Annotated in this window: 12 protein-coding genes; 9 read left to right on the plus strand and 3 right to left on the minus strand. The window is 67.0% G+C overall.

The genetic code is table 11. The annotated features are described in order from the left end of the window. Window positions 1-12: 12 nt before the first annotated feature. Window positions 13-1,275, minus strand: coding sequence for a DUF3300 domain-containing protein (locus ING98_15125; protein ID MCA3103196.1), 1,263 nt, complete (start codon window positions 1,273-1,275; stop codon window positions 13-15). A gap of 284 nt (window positions 1,276-1,559) precedes the next feature. Here ING98_15125 and ING98_15130 point away from each other — a divergent pair, with 284 nt between their 5' ends. The 6 genes from ING98_15130 (at window position 1,560) to ING98_15155 (ending at window position 9,372) form a co-directional block, all read left to right on the plus strand. Further along, window positions 1,560-3,419, plus strand: a complete 1,860-nt coding sequence (locus ING98_15130; protein ID MCA3103197.1) for a HAMP domain-containing histidine kinase — start codon at window positions 1,560-1,562, stop codon at window positions 3,417-3,419. Beyond that, window positions 3,416-4,051, plus strand: coding sequence for a response regulator transcription factor (locus ING98_15135; protein ID MCA3103198.1), 636 nt, complete (start codon window positions 3,416-3,418; stop codon window positions 4,049-4,051). Before ING98_15130 ends, ING98_15135 begins: the two co-directional genes overlap by 4 nt. A gap of 145 nt (window positions 4,052-4,196) precedes the next feature. Then, window positions 4,197-5,036 carry a hypothetical protein gene (locus tag ING98_15140; protein MCA3103199.1) on the plus strand — a complete coding sequence of 280 codons (840 nt, stop codon included), beginning with the start codon at window positions 4,197-4,199 and terminating at the stop codon, window positions 5,034-5,036. Between the two features lie 194 nt (window positions 5,037-5,230). Then, window positions 5,231-5,869 (plus strand): hypothetical protein, encoded by a 639-nt coding sequence (locus ING98_15145; GenBank protein ID MCA3103200.1) that lies wholly within the window; start codon window positions 5,231-5,233, stop codon window positions 5,867-5,869. A 232-nt stretch (window positions 5,870-6,101) separates the two neighbouring features. After that, a complete protein-coding gene (locus tag ING98_15150; GenBank protein MCA3103201.1) occupies window positions 6,102-7,490 on the plus strand; it encodes a DUF2252 domain-containing protein in 1,389 nt (462 codons plus the stop codon). 148 nt (window positions 7,491-7,638) lie between these two features. Continuing rightward, window positions 7,639-9,372, plus strand: a complete 1,734-nt coding sequence (locus tag ING98_15155) for an amidohydrolase (protein ID MCA3103202.1) — start codon at window positions 7,639-7,641, stop codon at window positions 9,370-9,372. A 93-nt stretch (window positions 9,373-9,465) separates the two neighbouring features. Here the strand turns inward: ING98_15155 and ING98_15160 are convergent, their stop codons facing one another. After that, window positions 9,466-10,440, minus strand: coding sequence for a tripartite tricarboxylate transporter substrate binding protein (locus tag ING98_15160; GenBank protein MCA3103203.1), 975 nt, complete (start codon window positions 10,438-10,440; stop codon window positions 9,466-9,468). A 129-nt stretch (window positions 10,441-10,569) separates the two neighbouring features. Here ING98_15160 and ING98_15165 point away from each other — a divergent pair, with 129 nt between their 5' ends. The 3 genes from ING98_15165 (at window position 10,570) to ING98_15175 (ending at window position 14,160) form a co-directional block, all read left to right on the plus strand. After that, window positions 10,570-12,054: a sulfatase-like hydrolase/transferase gene (locus ING98_15165; protein ID MCA3103204.1), complete on the plus strand. Its 1,485-nt coding sequence runs from the start codon at window positions 10,570-10,572 to the stop codon at window positions 12,052-12,054. A 10-nt stretch (window positions 12,055-12,064) separates the two neighbouring features. Further along, window positions 12,065-13,051, plus strand: a complete 987-nt coding sequence (locus ING98_15170; GenBank protein MCA3103205.1) for a tripartite tricarboxylate transporter substrate binding protein — start codon at window positions 12,065-12,067, stop codon at window positions 13,049-13,051. 89 nt (window positions 13,052-13,140) lie between these two features. After that, window positions 13,141-14,160, plus strand: a complete 1,020-nt coding sequence (locus ING98_15175; protein ID MCA3103206.1) for a tripartite tricarboxylate transporter substrate binding protein — start codon at window positions 13,141-13,143, stop codon at window positions 14,158-14,160. Between the two features lie 67 nt (window positions 14,161-14,227). Here ING98_15175 and ING98_15180 read toward each other — a convergent pair whose 3' ends face one another. Further along, a complete protein-coding gene (locus ING98_15180) occupies window positions 14,228-16,558 on the minus strand; it encodes an amidase (GenBank protein MCA3103207.1) in 2,331 nt (776 codons plus the stop codon). Window positions 16,559-16,744 lie beyond the last annotated feature (186 nt).

Genomic DNA, 16,744 nt, shown 5'->3' on the forward strand with positions numbered 1-16,744 from the left:
GGGCTCCTGCCTTCAACGGTGTCTACCGGCACCGGCTGCGCGCGCGCCGCCACCATGGCCGCCTTGCATTGCCGCTGCGCTTGCGCGGCCGCGTTCGGCATTGGCACGGGCGGTACCGCTGTCGCGCGCGCCGGACAGTGCGCCCTGAGCGACCGGTTCGGCGCGTGCGCCGTGGGTTTCGCGCGCCGCGGTGCGATCCGGGGTGCGATCCGGGGTGCGATCCGGGGTGCGATCCGGGCGTGGGTCGCGCGCGCGCCCCCCGCCCACATCCGTACCCTGCAACTGCCTGCGTCCTTCGGCTGGGTCGGCACCGCGCGCCTTCAGGGCTTCGGCGGCGCGTGCGCGATCGGCGTCCCTGCCGTCACGGCCACGAAACGCGTCGCGGTCGACCGTGCTGTCGGTCTTGCGGCCAAACTGTTCGCGACTGCGGGCATCGCGATAGGGAACGTCCCGCCGCCGCTGGGCGTTGTGCTCGAACCGGTTGTTGTTGACCGTGATGGGGCGGTTGACATTGATGTTGTTGTAGCGGTTGACGTTGATGTTCACGTCGTTACGGCCCCAGTTGAAGCCGCCCCACAGGGAGTTGCTGACCCCGCTGATGGCCACGCCCCAAACCACCCCGGCCACGAAGACACCGCCCGGATAATAGGCGGGCGGCGGTGGCCAGTAGTAGGGGGGATAGCCGGCATACGGCCACGCGCCGTAGATGACCGCAGGCTGGTACACGGGTACGTAAACGACCTGCGGCTGCGCCGGCACGATCACGATCACCTGCTTGCCCGCGTCGCTCTGGACTTCGACGAGTTGCTGCTCGGTGCTCTTCAGGTTGCCGGCCGCCTGCGCCTTCGCACGCAGGACCTGGACCCGATCCATCAGACGTGCCGGGTCTGCCAGGAATGCGTCCCCGAGTCTCTGCACATCGGAAGGCCTGGCCGCCATCATGGCCAGTACCTGCGGGAAGGCCACCAATGATTGCACCGAGGGCTCCCATGGCTGGCCTGCGACCCGCTTCACCGCCTCGTCGCCACTGACCTTCGGATTGGCCTTCGACCAGGCGGCGGCGTCCTTGACGTCCGCCGGATAGGTACTGGCCATCAGGATCTGCGACAGCAATGCATCCGGGTAGAGCGAGATCGGCGCGAGCATCTGATCGAGTTCTTCGTCCCGGAAAGGCTCGGGCACCTGCGCATTCGATAGTACGGGCAGTGCCAGCGATGCGAGCATGCCGAGCATCGCAAAGAGCCGGCGCAATGCCCTGTTGACGGTTACGTTCATTGTCGGTCTCCACCCTGCATCGAGCGCTCCCTGCAGAAGCGCAGCCCTGCCCTGAATCTATACCATATGGCGAGCGACGGTAATCCGGGCGATCGGGAAAATCGCTGCCCCTTGGTGCATGGACGTTTTCGCTTTGTTATCCTGACCCGATGGATATCCGCATCAGACGACGCGTGCGCAGGTGCGCTGCGGGCGGTCGCCGTTGCGCCAGTCTGTCGGGATGCACGCGATCGATTCTCAGGACGATCTGCGGATCAGGCGGGGCCCGCTGCCGCGAGGCGGTGATGGCGGCCGTACTGCTGCTGGCCGTACTGCTGTCGCCGACACCTGTCCTGGCCAATGGCTCGAGCGTGCTGGTGCTGTTCTCCAACGGTCGCCTGCTGCCCGCGAACGTGGAGGTCGAGCGCGGCCTGCGCCAGTCGCTGTCGGCAGAGCATCGTGGCAGCCTTTTCGAGGAGTTCCTCGACGCACCCCGGTTCAGGGGTGCGGATTTCGAGCGCGCGGCGGTCGACTACCTGCGCGTGAAGTACCGGGCGCGCAGGCCAGCCATCATCGTGGCTGCGGGTCCGGAATCGCTCGCCTTCATTCTCGCGCATCGCAGTGCGCTGTTCCCCAGCGTGCCTGTCGTACACCTGGGCGTGTCTCGCACCCAGCTCGGGCCGCTGCCCGCCGATGTCATCGGAGTTCCGATCGAGTACGATTTTGCAGGCACGATCGATCAGGCGCTGCGCTGGCATCCGACGGCCCGGCAGGTGGTCATCGTGACTGGCGCCTCGCCCAGCGACCGGATGCTGGAAGACCGATTGCGTGCCGAGGCAGTTCGCTTCCAGCCACGGGCGAGATTCGAGTTCCTGGCGGGAGCGCCGGATGCCGAACTGGTCCGCCGCCTCGGCGCCCTGAAGCGCGATTCCATCGTGTTCTCCCCCGGCTATTTCATGAACGGCGATGGCGTTGAAATGTCCCCGCGCGATTCGGCGGTACGTCTGGCGACCCTGTCCGCCGTTCCGGTCTACGCGCCGTACGACACCTTCATCGGTACTGGCGTAGTCGGCGGACGCATGCCGGCATTCTTCGATGCCGGGATGATCGCAGGCAGGATCATCGAGAGACTGATGGCGGGCGAGGATGCCGGTTCGATACGCCTGCCCGAGGCTCAGGCCACGGCGCTGCACGTCGACTGGCGACAGGTCGAGCGCTGGGGCATCCAGACCAGCAGCGCCGAGCCGGATCTGATCGCACACTACAGGGCACCGGGATTCCTCGAGCAGTATGCACGCGAAGCCGCTGTTGCCCTGGCTCTGTTCCTGCTGCAGAGTGCACTGACTGCAGGCCTCGTCATCGAGCGCAGGCGGCGGCGGCGCGCGGAATCGAGCATCCTCAGGCAGCGCGCCGAACTCGCGCATGCCACCCGTCTGCAGATCGGTGCCCAGCTGGCCGCTTCGATCGCCCACGAAATCAACCAGCCGCTGGGCGCGATACTGAACAATGCAGACGCCGGCATCATGATGCTGGATGCAAGGGGCAGCGTGCCGACCGCTGCGCTTCGAGACATCATCGGCGACATCCGCAGCGCCGATCTCCGCGCAAGCGAGGTGATCCGGCGCCTGAGGGCATTGCTGGCGCAGCGCGAAGTCGAGCAACGCCCGTTCGGCGTCGAGGACATGCTGCATGATGTCCAGGCCATCATGCGTTCCGAGGCCGAACTGCGCGGTATCGCGTTGGAGTTCCTGGTGCCCGAAGGTCGCACGATCCTGACCGGTGACCGTATCCAGATGCAGCAGGTGGTGATCAACCTGCTGCTCAACGCGCTGGACGCCTGTGCCGACGTTCCCGCGGGGCGCCAGCGGGTATCGGTCTCGCTGAAAGCCGATGCAGACAGCGCGACGATCTGCGTGCGCGACCGCGGCCAGGGGATACCCATGGAACATCGTGCGCGGCTGTTCGAGTCGTTCTTCACCACCAGGCCCGACGGCATGGGCATGGGCTTGTCGATTTCCAGAACACTGGTCGATGCGCATGGCGGGCGCATCTGGGCCGAACACGCTGAAGAAGGCACCCTCATGAGCGTACGACTGCCGATATCCCCGCCGGAAAGCATCGCGCAGGCATGCGATGCTCCCGATCCGAGGATGCCGCACGCATGAACGTCGCCCCTTTGATCCATGTCGTCGATGACGATGATGACCAGCGCAACGCCCTGCTGCGGCTGCTGGGTGCGGCCGGATACGATGCGCGCGGCCATGCCTCGGTCGGGGATTTCCTGCTGCACGAGTTGCCCGATCGGCCCGGCTGCCTGGTGCTCGACCTGCGCATGCCTGGACAATCCGGGCTGGACCTGCAGGCCGTGCTGAACGAACGGGAGCGTTCGTTGCCGATCGTTTTCCTGAGTGGCAACGCAGATGTTGCGAGCAGCGTGCGGGCGATGAAAGCCGGTGCAGTCGATTTCCTGACAAAGCCGGTAGAGTCCGCAATCCTTCTCAAGGCGATCGAGACCGCGCTGTCATCGGAGGCGATGCAGCGCAAGGTCCGCGACGAGGCGCTGCGCATCGGCGCGCTGCTCTCTAGCCTGAGTGCGCGCGAGCGCGCGGTGCTCGATCTGATCGTCGCCGGCAGTCTGAACAAGCAGATCGCGAGCAGCCTGGGCATCGCGGAGCGCACCGTCAAGCTGCACAGGGCAAACCTGATGAGCAAGCTCAACGTGCGGTCACCCGCGCAGCTCGGCCAGCTTGCCGAACAGTTGCGCGAGCGCAGCGGCCTGACTCGATTCCAGTCCTAGGCGTTCGGTTGCAGGGCACGTCCGCGCCAGCCCACATGCCTGCACTTTGGTGCAGGTCCGGGACTGTATGCCGGCCCTCTTGCGGGGACATGCCTCCGGTCGGATACTTGCCCGCTCGTGATCGCGAAGAATGCGGAGTCGTCTGATGAACACGTTCGAAAACCGGAATCGTCTGCGCAGGTTGGCCATGGCCATGACGCTCGCAGCCTCGGTATCCACGCCGCTCCTGGCGCAATCCCAAGGGCAACCCGGCGCGTGGCAGTACTCGGGATCCGTGTACGGTTACCTGCCATCCATTGGCGGAAAGACCCGGTTTCCAGCGCCGGCAGGCGGATCCACGGTCGATATATCGGCAGAGCAGATACTGAACAGCCTCGACTTTGCGTTCATGGGCACGTTGCAGGCCCATAACGGGCAGTGGGGCGTCTTCAGCGACCTCATCTACCTGAACGCTTCTGCCGACAAGGCAGGCAGCCGCGACTTCACCATCGGAAACACCGCCATCCCGGCAGGCACCTCCGCGTCTCTCGGGCTGCAGGTGAAGGGGCTGGTCTGGACCATTGCAGGCGAGTATCGCGTGCGTCCCGACCCTGGCCTCACGCTCGATCTGTTCGGAGGTGCACGGCTTTTTTCGTTAAAGCAGGAGCTCAACTACTCGATCGCCGGCAGCCTCGGACCCATGGCACCGGCAGGTCGTTCGGGCACACTGGAGGTGAAGTCCACGCTCTGGGACGCGATCGTCGGTGCCAAGGGACGCGTGGCGCTGGGTGCCCAGGGCAGTCGCTGGTCGTTGCCCTTCTATGTAGACGTCGGCACGGGCGAATCGAAGCTCACATGGCAGGCTGCTGCCGGCTTGAGCTATTCCTATTCGTGGGGGGAACTGACCGCGCTGTGGCGTTACCTCGACTACGAGATGAAGTCGGGACAGTCGATCCAGAGCTTCAATTTCAACGGGCCGATGTTCGGGGCGACGTTCCGATGGTGAGTACCCTCGGGCAGCCCGCCTGACCTGTCCCTCGCAGCCGCGCCGTGGATATTCACTCGTACTCACCGTATGCTGTCGCCGGCTTCACGCTGGTCTTCGTGCTGCTTGCCTTCGAGGCTGGCCGTCTGTTCGGACGCCTGAATACCCGCAGGAGCGCCGAGAACGAGGGGCAGACATCGACCATCGTCGGAGCGATGCTCGGGCTGATCGCATTTCTGCTCTCGCTCACGTTCGCCTTCGTGGCCGATCGCTACGAAGACCGGAAGTCGCTGGTGCGCGAAGAGGCCAACGCCATCGGCACGGCCTTCCTGCGTTCGGCGTTCCTGCCCGAGGCCCAGCAGGCAGAAGCCGCGGGCCTGTTCCGCAAGTATGTCGATCTCACGCTGGAGGCGGCGCGGGAGGGCGATCCCGCTCTGATTCGCCGGATGGTGGCGGAATCGGTACCGATCCAGGAAGCGCTGTGGCGGATGGCGGTTGCCGAAGGGCGGCGCGACCTGAACTCCGACGTTGCCGCGCTGTACATCGAAGCGCTCAACGAGATGTTCGACATCCGGTCGACACGGATCGCCGTTGCGCTGGAGGCGCTCATGCCGATCGGCATCTGGCTGGTCCTCTACGCGGTCATCCTGCTGGGTTCGATCGGGGTGGGCTACCACGGCACGCTGAACGGATCCCCCCGGCCCTGGACGTTACCCCTGCTCGCCGTGTCCTTTGCAATGGTGCTGGGGCTCATCTCGGCGCTCGAGCGGCTCGACAGCAGGCTCGTCCAGGTACCGCAGGGGCCTCTCGTTTCGCTCAAGGCCTCGATGGATTCGAAAGCGCCGGTGCGCTGAGGCGAGCTTCCCGGCAGGGCGGGCCGCTGAAGCTCTGGACAGGGCAAGTCGCGATCGAGTAGCGTCTCGCGCAGGGCGCCCCTGCCGCAACCTGCCGTTCATGGGAGGCATCATCGCAAGCAAACCGTCGGTCACCGCTCGCAAGCCGGCCGCGCGCCGGCAGGCGCGCGAGAAGGCACCCCGGAAGACATCCAGCAAGGGGCCGGGTTCCCTCGCCGCCTTGGTGCCGCACATGGTCGCGCATCTGCCCGAGCAGTCGCACGGACTGCCGCATGCCGAGCGCCGGGCCCGAGGGCGCGGGCTGCGCACGCTCAGCCCGCGGCGCGAGCTGGCGCGCTGGAAGGTCGCAGACGGCCGTGCCGATCCGATCGACCTGCTGATCGCCAGCAGCGCCGGTCGTGTGCCCGAGCTGGTGCCGATCCGCTATGGCCGGATGATGGCGAGTCCGTTCGCGTTCTATCGGGGCGCTGCCGCGATCATGGCGCATGACCTGTCCTTCCTGCCGAACATCGGCCTGGACGTGGTGGCGTGCGGAGACGCGCATCTGGTCAACTTCGGCGGCTTCGCCACGCCCGAGCGCCGGCTGGTGTTCGACATCAACGACTTCGACGAGGTGTCGGTCGCACCTTGGGAGTGGGATGTGCGCCGCCTCACCGCGAGCTTCGTCATCGCCGGGCGAGCCAACGGGTTCAGCCCGGCCGACTGCACCGCTGCCGCGGCCGCAGCGGCGCGCAGCTATCGCCAGCAGATCGCCCGCTACGCAGACATGCCGGTGCTCGACGCCTATTACGAGTTCATCGACCTGAAGAAGCTGGCGCTGACCAACCCCGACGAGGAACTGAAGAAGCTCACGCTCAAACGCATCCGCAAGGCCGAGGCCGATTCGGCGCACCTGAAGGAGTTCACCAGGCTCGCCTGCCAGGCAGGCGAGACACCGCGCATCAAGGACGAACCGCCGCTGATCTACCACGACCAGGACCTCCAGCGGCAGGCCGGCTTTCACGCATTCGCCGAAGCGATGATCGCCGACTATGTCGGCAGCCTGCCTCCGGAACGGCGCATGCTGGTCCAGCGCTACCGGCTCGCCGATGTCGCCGTGAAGGTAGTCGGGGTTGGCAGTGTCGGTACCTACTGCGGCATTGCGCTGATGGTGTCGGGCAACGGCGACCCGCTGTTCCTGCAGTTCAAGGAGGCACGCGCATCGGTGCTCGAGCCCTACTGCGGTCGGGTGCCGATACAGCACCATGGCGAGCGCGTGGTGTTCGGGCAGCGGCTGTTGCAGTCGGCCTCGGATGTCTTCCTGGGCTGGATGACCAGCCAGAAGACAGGCCGCCACTTCTATGTCCGGCAGCTGCGCGATGCGAAGATCAAGCCGATGGTCGAGATCATGAACCCGCTCGCCATGGTGGACTATGCCGAGGCATGCGGATGGGCGCTGGCGCGTGCCCACAAGCGTTCCGGCGATGCGGTGGTGCTTACCGGCTACATGGGCAGCACCGATGCCTTCGAAGCGGGCATGGCCGGCTTTGCCACTGCCTACGCAGACCAGAACGAGCGTGATCATGCGGCGCTGGTTGCCGCGGTACGTGCCGGTCGGGTGGAGGCGCGCGTAGACGTTTGAGCAGGGCCACCCGGCGCCACGCGCGGTCGCATTCAGCACGCCCGCCGAGGGCAGGCACGTATCGCTGCCCGACCCGCCGGAAGAAGGGTACGCCTTTACACTTGCGCACACCCAATTTTTTCACAGCCTGCGAGCCCGGGAGATGATGATGTTCAGGATGATCCGACTTGGTGCAGCGCTGACTGCCGCCACGCTGCTGGTGCTCGCCGGTTGCAGCAGACCCGCACCGGAAGCCGGTGTGGCCGCCACCACGGTCTACTTCGGTGGCGATATCCTCACGATGGTGGGTGCGGAGCCCGCCTATGTCGAAGCGCTCGCGGTGCGCGACGGCAAGATCCTCGCCGTCGGCACGGCCGGCGAGGTGGCGAAGGCAGCCGGTTCCGGCGCGGCGCGGATAGACCTCGCCGGACGCACGCTGCTGCCAGGCTTCATCGACGGCCACAGCCACCTGCTCAACTACGCGGATTCCCTGGTACAGGCCAACCTCAACCCGCCACCGATCGGCGGTGTCACCCGGCTCGCGGACATCATCGCCGCACTGCAGAAGCTCAAGGGCGAGGTCGGAGCGGGCGACGGCGACTGGCTGATCGGCCAGGGCTACGATCAGGACATGCTCGAGGAGCGGCGCCATCCGACGGCGGCCGATCTCGACGCTGCGTTCCCGAAGAACCCGGTCGTCATCCTCCACGCTTCGGGGCACATGCTGGTCGCGAACTCGCGCGCCTTCGAGGCCGTGAAGATCGGCGCCGACACGCCCGATCCCCAGGGCGGCACCATCCTGCGCAAGCCCGGCGGCCGCGCGCCGCTGGGACTCGTGCAGGAGATGGGCATGATGGCCTTTCAGCCGATCATCAAGGGCGCGCGCACCCCCGAGGTCGACCTCGACCTCATCAAGCGCGCGGTCGCGCACTATGCGGCCAACGGCTACACCACCGCGAGCGAGTCGCTGGTGCTCGGCGACAAGATGCCGGTGCTCCAGATGGCGGCGGACAAGGGCGCCCTCACCATCGACGTCGTCGCGCTGCCTGCGTTCACGATGGCCGAAGAGCTGGTCGGCACCGGCAAGATCAAATGGGGCGAGTACCGCAATAGATTGAAGTACGCGGGCATCAAGATCGCGGTGGACGGCTCGCCGCAGGGCAAGACGGCCTACCTCACGCGGCCGTATCTCACGCCCGTCCCGGGCTGCAAGACCGACTGCCGCGGCTTCTCCAACCTGACGCAGGCGCAGGTCGATCAGCTCTTGCTGCTGGCCTACAAGAACGGCGTGCAGATGTTCTCGCACTGCAATGGCGATGCCGCGGTCGACATGATGATCGCCGGCCACGAGAACGCCGAGAAGACGCTCGCCACGCCCGGCAAGGACCGTCGCACGATCATCATCCACTCGCAGGTCATGCGCGCAGACCAACTCGACGCCTATGCGAAGTATGGTCTGCTGCCGAGCTTCTTCAGCAACCACGTCTACTACTGGGGCGACGTCCACTACGCCAACCTCGGCCCCGAGCGCGCCGCGTTCATCAGCCCGCTGGCGAGCGCGTTCAAGCGCGGCATCCGCGCCACCAACCATACCGACGCCACGGTCACGCCCCTCGATCCGATGTTCCTGCTGTGGACCTCGGTCAACCGCGTGACCCGCGAGGGCCGGGTTCTGGGCGAAGCCGAGCGCGTGACGCCGTACCACGGGTTGCGGGCCCTGACGGTAAACGGTGCCTACGAATACTTCGAGGAGGCGTCCAAGGGCACGCTCGAAGCGGGCAAGCGCGCGGACCTCGTGGTGCTTGACCGCAACCCGATCAAGGCCGATCCGATGTCCATCAAGGACATCCGCGTTATCGAGACCATCAAGGACGGCAAGCGCGTCTACCAGGCGATACGGTAATCCTCGCCCTGGTTGCCGGAGGACGACCCGTGCAACCGACGCACCGGGTACGCCGGCCGTCCATCGGTCGCCTTCAGTCGCCAGGCCGGGTGGTCACTCGGGCCTGATACCGGATTTCTGCATCAGTTCACCCCAGCGGCTGATCTCCTCGAGGTAGAAGGCGGCGGCCTGTGCCGGCGTAATGCCGACCGGCTCGCCGGCCTCGGCCGCCAGGCGGCCGCGAACCTCCGGCAGCGCAAGCGCGGCGACGATAGCGCGATGCAGGCGATCGACCGTCGATGCAGCGACCTTGGCTGGGACGAATACGCCATGCCACTGATTGGCCTCGATGCCGCCCATGCCCTGCTCCGCGAAGGTAGGCACCTCGGGCATCACGGCTGCCCGCGTCGCAGACGCAGTCGCCAGCGCGCGGATGCGGCCGGCCTTCGCCTGGGCCAGCATCACCGGCGGCACCAGGATCGAAAAACTCGCCTCGCCGCTCAGCAGTGCCGTCGAGGCCGGGGCCGCCCCGCGGTAGTGGACGACGGTGCTGCGCGTGCCCGAGCGCACCTGGAACAGTTCCAGCGCAAGATGGCTCATCGAGCCCATGCCGGTGGACGCCGATACCAGTGCATCCGGCCGCTTCCTGGCCAGCGCGACGAATTCGCGCAGCGACTTCACCGGCAGTGAAGGATGGACGACGAGTACATGCGGGATGCGCGCCGCGATGGTCACTGCCTGGAAGTCGCGCCTCGGGTCGAACGACAGCTTCGGATAGAACGGCGTCGCGGTGGCAAAGCTCGACGCGGTGTAGAGCACGGTGTGCCCATCGGGCGAAGACCGCGCGACCACCTCGTTGCCGATGTTGCCGCTCGCACCCGGGCGGTTCTCGACCAGCACCGGCTGGCCGATCGACTTTGCCACCTGAGCCCCGATCACCCGCGCGAACAGGTCGGTGCCACCGCCCGCCGCGAAGGGCACGACGAAGGTCACGGGCCTGGCGGGCCAGTCGGCCTGCGCGAACGCCGGCATCGTCGCCAGCAACAGCCCGTAGCCGGCCATACGGCAGCCGCATGCACGCAATTCCATCGATCCTCCCCCGGGGCGCCGCCCTCTGCATTTTTCAGTGTAACGCCGACTGCGGTCCGGCAAGCCCGGAGGCCGCTACAATCACGCAACAACAGCCGAAGACCATGATGGCCGGCCCGGGAGGAGCACATGCAGCAGTCGAACCTGATCGTCATCCTTTCAGACGAGCACAATCCCAAGGTCGCCGGATACGCCGGCCACCCGATCGTCAAGACGCCGAACCTGGATCGTCTCGCAGCCCGCGGTACCCGATTCACCAGCGCCTATACCAACTGCCCGATCTGCGTCCCGGGCCGCGCCAGCCTCGCCACCGGCCGCCATGTGCACGAGCACCGCTGCTGGGACAACGCGATCGCCTACGAGGGCGCGCCGCCGAGCTGGGGTCATCGCACGATGGCGGCCGGCCACCGTACCGTGTCGATCGGCAAGCTGCACTATCAGGACTCCGATCCGCGCCGCAACGGCTTCGATGAAGAGATCCTGCCGATGCATATCGTCAACGGCGTCGGCGACCTGCTCGGCCTGATCCGCGACGAACTGCCCAGGCGCGTGGGTGCGATGAAGCTCGGGCCCGAAGCCGGGCCGGGCGAATCCGACTACACCCGCTACGACCGCGACATCGTCAGCGCCACGCGCAAGTGGCTGCGCGAGGAAGCGCCGAAGCATCGCGACCGTCCGTGGGTGCTCTATGTCGGCATGGTCGCGCCGCACTTCCCGCTGATCGCGCCCCAGGCGTTCTACGACCTGTATCCGCCGGATTCGCTGCCCTGGCCGAAGATGTACGGCAACGACGAGCGGCCGAAGCATCCGTTCATCGACCGGCAGCGCTGGTCGATGTGCTTTGACGAGGGCTTCACCGGCGACGACATGGTGCGCCGTGCGCTCGCGGCCTACTTCGGCCTGACCAGCTTCCTCGACGACAACATCGGCCAGATCCTGGGCGCGGTCGAGGAACTCGGCCTGTGGTCGAACACACGGGTGCTCTATTCGTCCGACCATGGCGACAACCTCGGCGCGCGCGGGCTGTGGGGCAAGTCGACGATGTACGAAGAGTCCGCCGGCATCCCGATGCTGCTGGCCGGACCGGGCATCCCGGCAGGCGCGCGCGTCGATGCGCCGGTGTCGCTGGTCGACGTGTTCCAGACCACGCTCGATTCGCTGGGTGTACCGGCGCATGCGGACGATGCCGACCTGCCCGGGCATTCGCTGATCGCGATGGCCAACGGCGCACGGCCGGAACGCACGGTGCTGTCCGAGTACCACGCAGCCGCCTCGCCATCCGGTTCGTTCATGATCAGGCATGGCCGCTACAAGTACATCCACTACGCGGCGTTCCGCGACTTCGTGCCGCCGCCGATGCTCTTCGACCTCGAGGCCGATCCGGAGGAGACGGTCGACCTGGCCGAAGACCCGGCGCACGCCGGCGTGCGCGCGGAATGCCTGGCCGCGCTGATGAAGATCGTGGACCCGCAGGCGGCCGATGCACTGGCGCGTGCCGACCAGCAGGTCTACATCGACCGGCACGGCGGTCGCGATGCCATCCTGGGCCTGGGCACCTTCCGCTACACGCCACCGCCCGGCGTCGATCCGCAGTACTTCGCGAAGACGCCCTGAGGAGCCGGCCATGTACCGGCTGACAGCCACACTGGCGGCCCTGCCGGCAACCGTGCTTGCAATGGCACTGCTGGGCGGCACGACGGCAGACGCCGCGGGCCAGTCGTGGCCGTCGCGCCCCATCCGCTTCATCATCAATTCAGCACCCGGTGGCGCACCCGACATCATCGGCCGCCTGGTGGCGCAGCCGCTGTCGGAACGCATCGGGCAGCAGATCGTGGTGGACAACCGGGCCGGGGCCAGCGGGATCATCGCCGCAGAACTGGTCGCGCGCGCAGCCCCCGATGGCTACACCACGCTGCTGGGCGCGACGACGATCTTCGCGATGCTGCCCGCGATGCGATCGAACCTACCGTATGACGTCGAGCGCGACTTCGCGCCGGTGAGCCTGCTCGCCTCGGCCGCCAACGTCGTCGTGGTGAACGGTGCGCTGCCGGTGAAGACCGTCGCCGACCTGATCGCCCTCGCCCGGTCGCGGCCGCTGCTCTATGCATCCGCCGGTACCGGGACCCCCGCGCACCTGGCCGGAGAGATGATGAATCTGGGCGCCGGGCTGAAGATGGGACATGTCCCCTACAAGGGTGCGGGACCCGCGCTGGCAGACGTGCTGGCCGGGCAGGTACACCTCATCATCACCTCGCCGATCGCCGCCGCACCGCACCTCGCCGGCGGCCGGGTTCGCATGATCGCGACCACCGGTGCGGCGCGCGACCCGATGCTGCCCGACCTGCCGCCGGTCGCCGACACCCTGCGCGGCTTCGAGATCACCCAGTGGTGGGGCATGGTGGTGCCGGCAAAGACCCCGCGCTCCATCGTCCGGCAGCTCAACGGCGAGATCGGCGAGGTTCTGAAACAGCCCGAACTGCGCGAACGCCTCACCCAGCAGGGTGCCGTCCTGGAGGGTGGTACACCGGAGCGCTTCGCGAAGTTCATCGCCGCCGAGCGCATTCGCCTCGGTGCGATCATCCGTCAGGCGGGGATCACCCTGCGCGACTGAGGGTACGCGTCGACGCCGCCACCACGCCTGCGACAGCGCGTCCATGAGGCTATCCTCCGGACAAACCTCTCCCTACCGTGAAGACGCCCATGAACCCTCCCAAGACGATCAATGCCCCGGCACGCGTTCAAGTGCAGGCCCCAAGCCTGCGCTCGGTGGCCTGCGCGTCGGCCTGCGCTGCGCTCACGCTCGCGAGCGCGGTGCCCGCATACGGTCAGTCGTTTCCGTCGCGGCCGGTACGTATGATCGTCGGCTTCCCGCCCGGCGGTGCGACCGACCTGGTCGCGCGCATCCTGCAGCCGAAGCTGCAGGAATCCTTCGGACAGCAGATGGTGGTGGACAACCGCCCCGGCGCCAACGGCGTGATCTCGCTCGAGATCCTGTCGCGCAGCGATGCCGACGGCCACAGCGTGGCGTTCGGTCACATCGGCAACCTGGTGATCAGCCCGACCCTGCAGAAGGTGCCCTACGACCCGTACAAGAGCTTCGAGCCGATCGGCATGATGGTCACGCTGCAGAACATCATGATCGTGCATCCGTCGGTACAGGCGAAGTCCCTGAAGGACCTGATCGCCCTGGCGAAGGCGAAGCCGGGCACGATCAACTACGCCACCTCCGGCATCGGCAGCCCGGGGCATCTGGCCACCGTACTGTTCGAGACGATGACCGGCACCGTACTCAACCACATCCCCTACAAGGGCGGCGGCCCGGCACTGACCGACCTGATCGGCGGCCAGGTGCCGATGTTCACCGCGGTGATCTCGACCGCCGTGCCGCAGGTGCAGGCAGGAAAGGCGCGCGCGCTGGCGGTCACCGGAGCCCGGCGCAGCGAAGCCCTGCCCGACGTGCCAACGGTGGCGGAAGCAGGCGTGCCAGGTTACGAGGCTACCAACTGGTATGGCCTGATCGCGCCGGCACGGACGCCGAAGGCCGCGATCACCCGGTTCCACAAGGACATGGTCGCCGCGCTCAATTCGGCCGACGTGCGCCAGCAATTGAAGGACCGTGGCATCGACGCAGCGCCGGGCACGCCGGAGGAATTCACCCGATTCGTGCGCGGCGAAGAGAAGCGCTGGGGTCCGATCATCCGCAAGGGCAAGTTCGAATAGCGCTTGCGGCCTTGCGCCGACCGGCTCCTGCGTTGCGGAGCCTGGTCGGCGCAAGGCGGGCCAACGGTCAGGCCGCGGGCAATGCCGGGAACGCCGGGGGCGACACCCGCCGCTTCGACGCCGCCTCGTACGACGAGGCGACCTTCAGCAGCACGTCTTCACGGCCCGGTTCACAGCGGAACACCAGCGAGAACGGCATGCCAGGCGCCGCGACCTGCCGTGCGTGGTCCGAGCCGACCGTCTCGTAGCGTTTGCGGTCTGCGCTCAGCCGGAACTCCGGGTCGTATACCGTGGTGACGTAACCAGCCGGCACCAGCATCTCGGTCAGCCCCGCGTTCGGGCCGTTCAGCGACTCCGGGCGCAGGTTCTGCCAGACGCCCGGTTGCCCCGCGCCGCCGATCTTCGCCGGCGGATACGGCGAATGCAGCCGTACCAGCGCATCGAGCCGGTTCTCGTACATCACCATCATGTCGACCCGGCGCAGCAGTTCGCGCAGCATGATCCGTTCGTTGATGCCCTGGCGCTGGCCGAGCGGGTTACGCATGTCGGCCACCTCTTCCCAGTTGGCGAACCAGGCCCGCTGGTCGTCACCCCAGAACTTCGTGCGCGCGTTGAGCGTCGGGAAATCCACTACCGACTCGCTGAAGCCGCGCGCCTTCCAGTCGGCGGCACGCCGGGTCAGGTACTGGGTCAGGTGGAAGCGGAAGGCCATCGCCATGTCCTGCTGCTGCACCGTCGGCACGTCGAGGTTCGACGGTGCAGGGATCAGCCCTTCGGCCAGCTTCACGAAGTAGTCGATCGGCTGCATGGAACCCGAGCCGAAGAACTTCCCGGGCTGGAACTCGGTGCGCACGATGGCCTCGGCGAATTCCCGGAACAGCGGCAGCCCGTCGGCACCCAGGCGGAACAGCAGGTCGGGCATCAGCACCGGAACCATGCGCGCGAGCGCGCGACGGAAGTCCACCGTCATCTGCTCGCAGTCGGCATCCGGCGTCCACAGCGGATCGCTCGACTCGACCAGCGTCGCGCCCAGGTGGCCACCGAGCACCGACTTGATCTCGGCGCAGGCGGCCTCGACGATCGGCTGCTCGCTCTTCGAGCCGCGCGGATACACCATCGACTCGCGGATCACGCCCAGCCGCATGCCGGCCAGCGCGCCGGGGGCGACCGCGCACTGCGCATGCTTCGCATAGCCACCGGCCACGATCGACGAGCGCGGCACGGTCGACCATTCGTCGCGCGGGTCGTAGTAGCCGCGCTCGGGATCCTTCAATGCGTCGAGCACCTTTGCGCAGTCGCCGAGCGACCGGCACAGGATGCCGGTACGGTCGACGTAGATGTCCACGCCGATCGCGCCACCGTCGAAGCCGATCATCGACTTGTGCGGCAGGATCAGCGCCACGGAGTTGTGGTTGGACGGCCCGCGGCAGGAGGCCCGCGTTTCCTCGCCCAGGCTCGCCATCACCAGGTTGGCGCCGACGGACACGCCCGAACCGGAGCTCGAACCGAGCGAACCGGAGCGTGTCGTGTCGTACGGATTGGACGGGTTACCGCCCCAGGTGCTGCGCTGGTAGCCGATGGTCGAGGGCAGTACCTTGAGCATCTTGTGCCGTCCACCGGGATCGGCTGCGCGGCCGTTGTACTCGGTGCACACCGCCTTGGCGAAGATGATGGCGCCCTTCGCGCGCAACTGGTCGACCAGCACATGGTCGCGCGCCGGCACGTCGATGTCATAGCGGGTGTCGCCACCGCCGGTGGAACGCATGTCCTTCGTATCGAACGGATCCTTGAAGGAGAAGACCACGCCATACATCGGCATCTTCTCGAGGTCAGGGTTGCTGCCGTACTGCGCGTCGAGTTCCGCCGCACGCTCGAGCGCATCGGGCTGGTGGCGGAACGCGTCGCACATCGGCGGCGCGCCGGGCGGCAGCGGCCCTAGCGATGGATGGCGGTCGAAGTCGCCCTTGCAGGTGACCGAACGCTCGCCGCGGATGTTGATCGTCGACAGCGCGTTGACCTGCCCTGCATCCGGGATGCCGGCGACCATGCCGTACTGCTGCGCGACCTCGGGGTCGGAGGCGGTGGCGTCCATCCGGCCGAATTCGATCGGCAGCCCCTCGTACTTGTCGAGGTCGGGCAGCCAGTCGGCAGCCTTCACCGTCTTCGTCGGGAATGCGAGCGGCGATCCGCCGCGCACCGTTCCCGTGGCAGGCGCGACATCGGCACCGTCTTCGGTGATCAGCATGCTGGACACGCCATTGAACGCGCGTACCCGCTTCAGGTAGTGCTCGACCACCTTCACGCAGGTGGTGCGGCCATCGCGGATGGCCTGCTGCATCTCGCCGATGGTGGCCTCTTCGAGGCGGAAGGGTTCACTGGCTGCGCTGGATGTGTTCACGGTGCGTCCGCTGTCTTGGCTGTGGAAGCGGAAGCTTACCGCCACCGTCGCCCGCGCGCAGCGCGGACGAGGATGGCCGCAGCACACGGCTTGCATGCACTGGTGCCCACGTCGCGCGCGAAACGCGAACGGGTGTGCGTGGTTGACGCAAACCGGCCTGTCCAGCGAAATTTATAGTTGGGCTTC

Source organism: Rhodocyclaceae bacterium (assembly GCA_020248265.1).
In the GTDB taxonomy this organism is placed as follows: Bacteria; Pseudomonadota; Gammaproteobacteria; order Burkholderiales; family CAIKXV01; genus CAIKXV01.

Bases quoted from the DNA above. Each gene is read 5' to 3' on its own strand.
- ING98_15175 (MCA3103206.1), top strand. From the start codon at position 13,141: ATGAACCCTCCCAAGACGATCAATGCCCCGGCACGCGTTCAAGTGCAG.
- ING98_15170 (MCA3103205.1), top strand. From the start codon at position 12,065: ATGTACCGGCTGACAGCCACACTGGCGGCCCTGCCGGCAACCGTGCTT.
- ING98_15135 (MCA3103198.1), top strand. From the start codon at position 3,416: ATGAACGTCGCCCCTTTGATCCATGTCGTCGATGACGATGATGACCAG.
- ING98_15160 (MCA3103203.1), bottom strand. From the start codon at position 10,440: ATGGAATTGCGTGCATGCGGCTGCCGTATGGCCGGCTACGGGCTGTTG.
- ING98_15140 (MCA3103199.1), top strand. From the start codon at position 4,197: ATGAACACGTTCGAAAACCGGAATCGTCTGCGCAGGTTGGCCATGGCC.
- ING98_15165 (MCA3103204.1), top strand. From the start codon at position 10,570: ATGCAGCAGTCGAACCTGATCGTCATCCTTTCAGACGAGCACAATCCC.
- ING98_15145 (MCA3103200.1), top strand. From the start codon at position 5,231: ATGCTCGGGCTGATCGCATTTCTGCTCTCGCTCACGTTCGCCTTCGTG.
- ING98_15155 (MCA3103202.1), top strand. From the start codon at position 7,639: ATGTTCAGGATGATCCGACTTGGTGCAGCGCTGACTGCCGCCACGCTG.
- ING98_15125 (MCA3103196.1), bottom strand. From the start codon at position 1,275: ATGAACGTAACCGTCAACAGGGCATTGCGCCGGCTCTTTGCGATGCTC.
- ING98_15150 (MCA3103201.1), top strand. From the start codon at position 6,102: ATGGTCGCGCATCTGCCCGAGCAGTCGCACGGACTGCCGCATGCCGAG.
- ING98_15130 (MCA3103197.1), top strand. From the start codon at position 1,560: ATGGCGGCCGTACTGCTGCTGGCCGTACTGCTGTCGCCGACACCTGTC.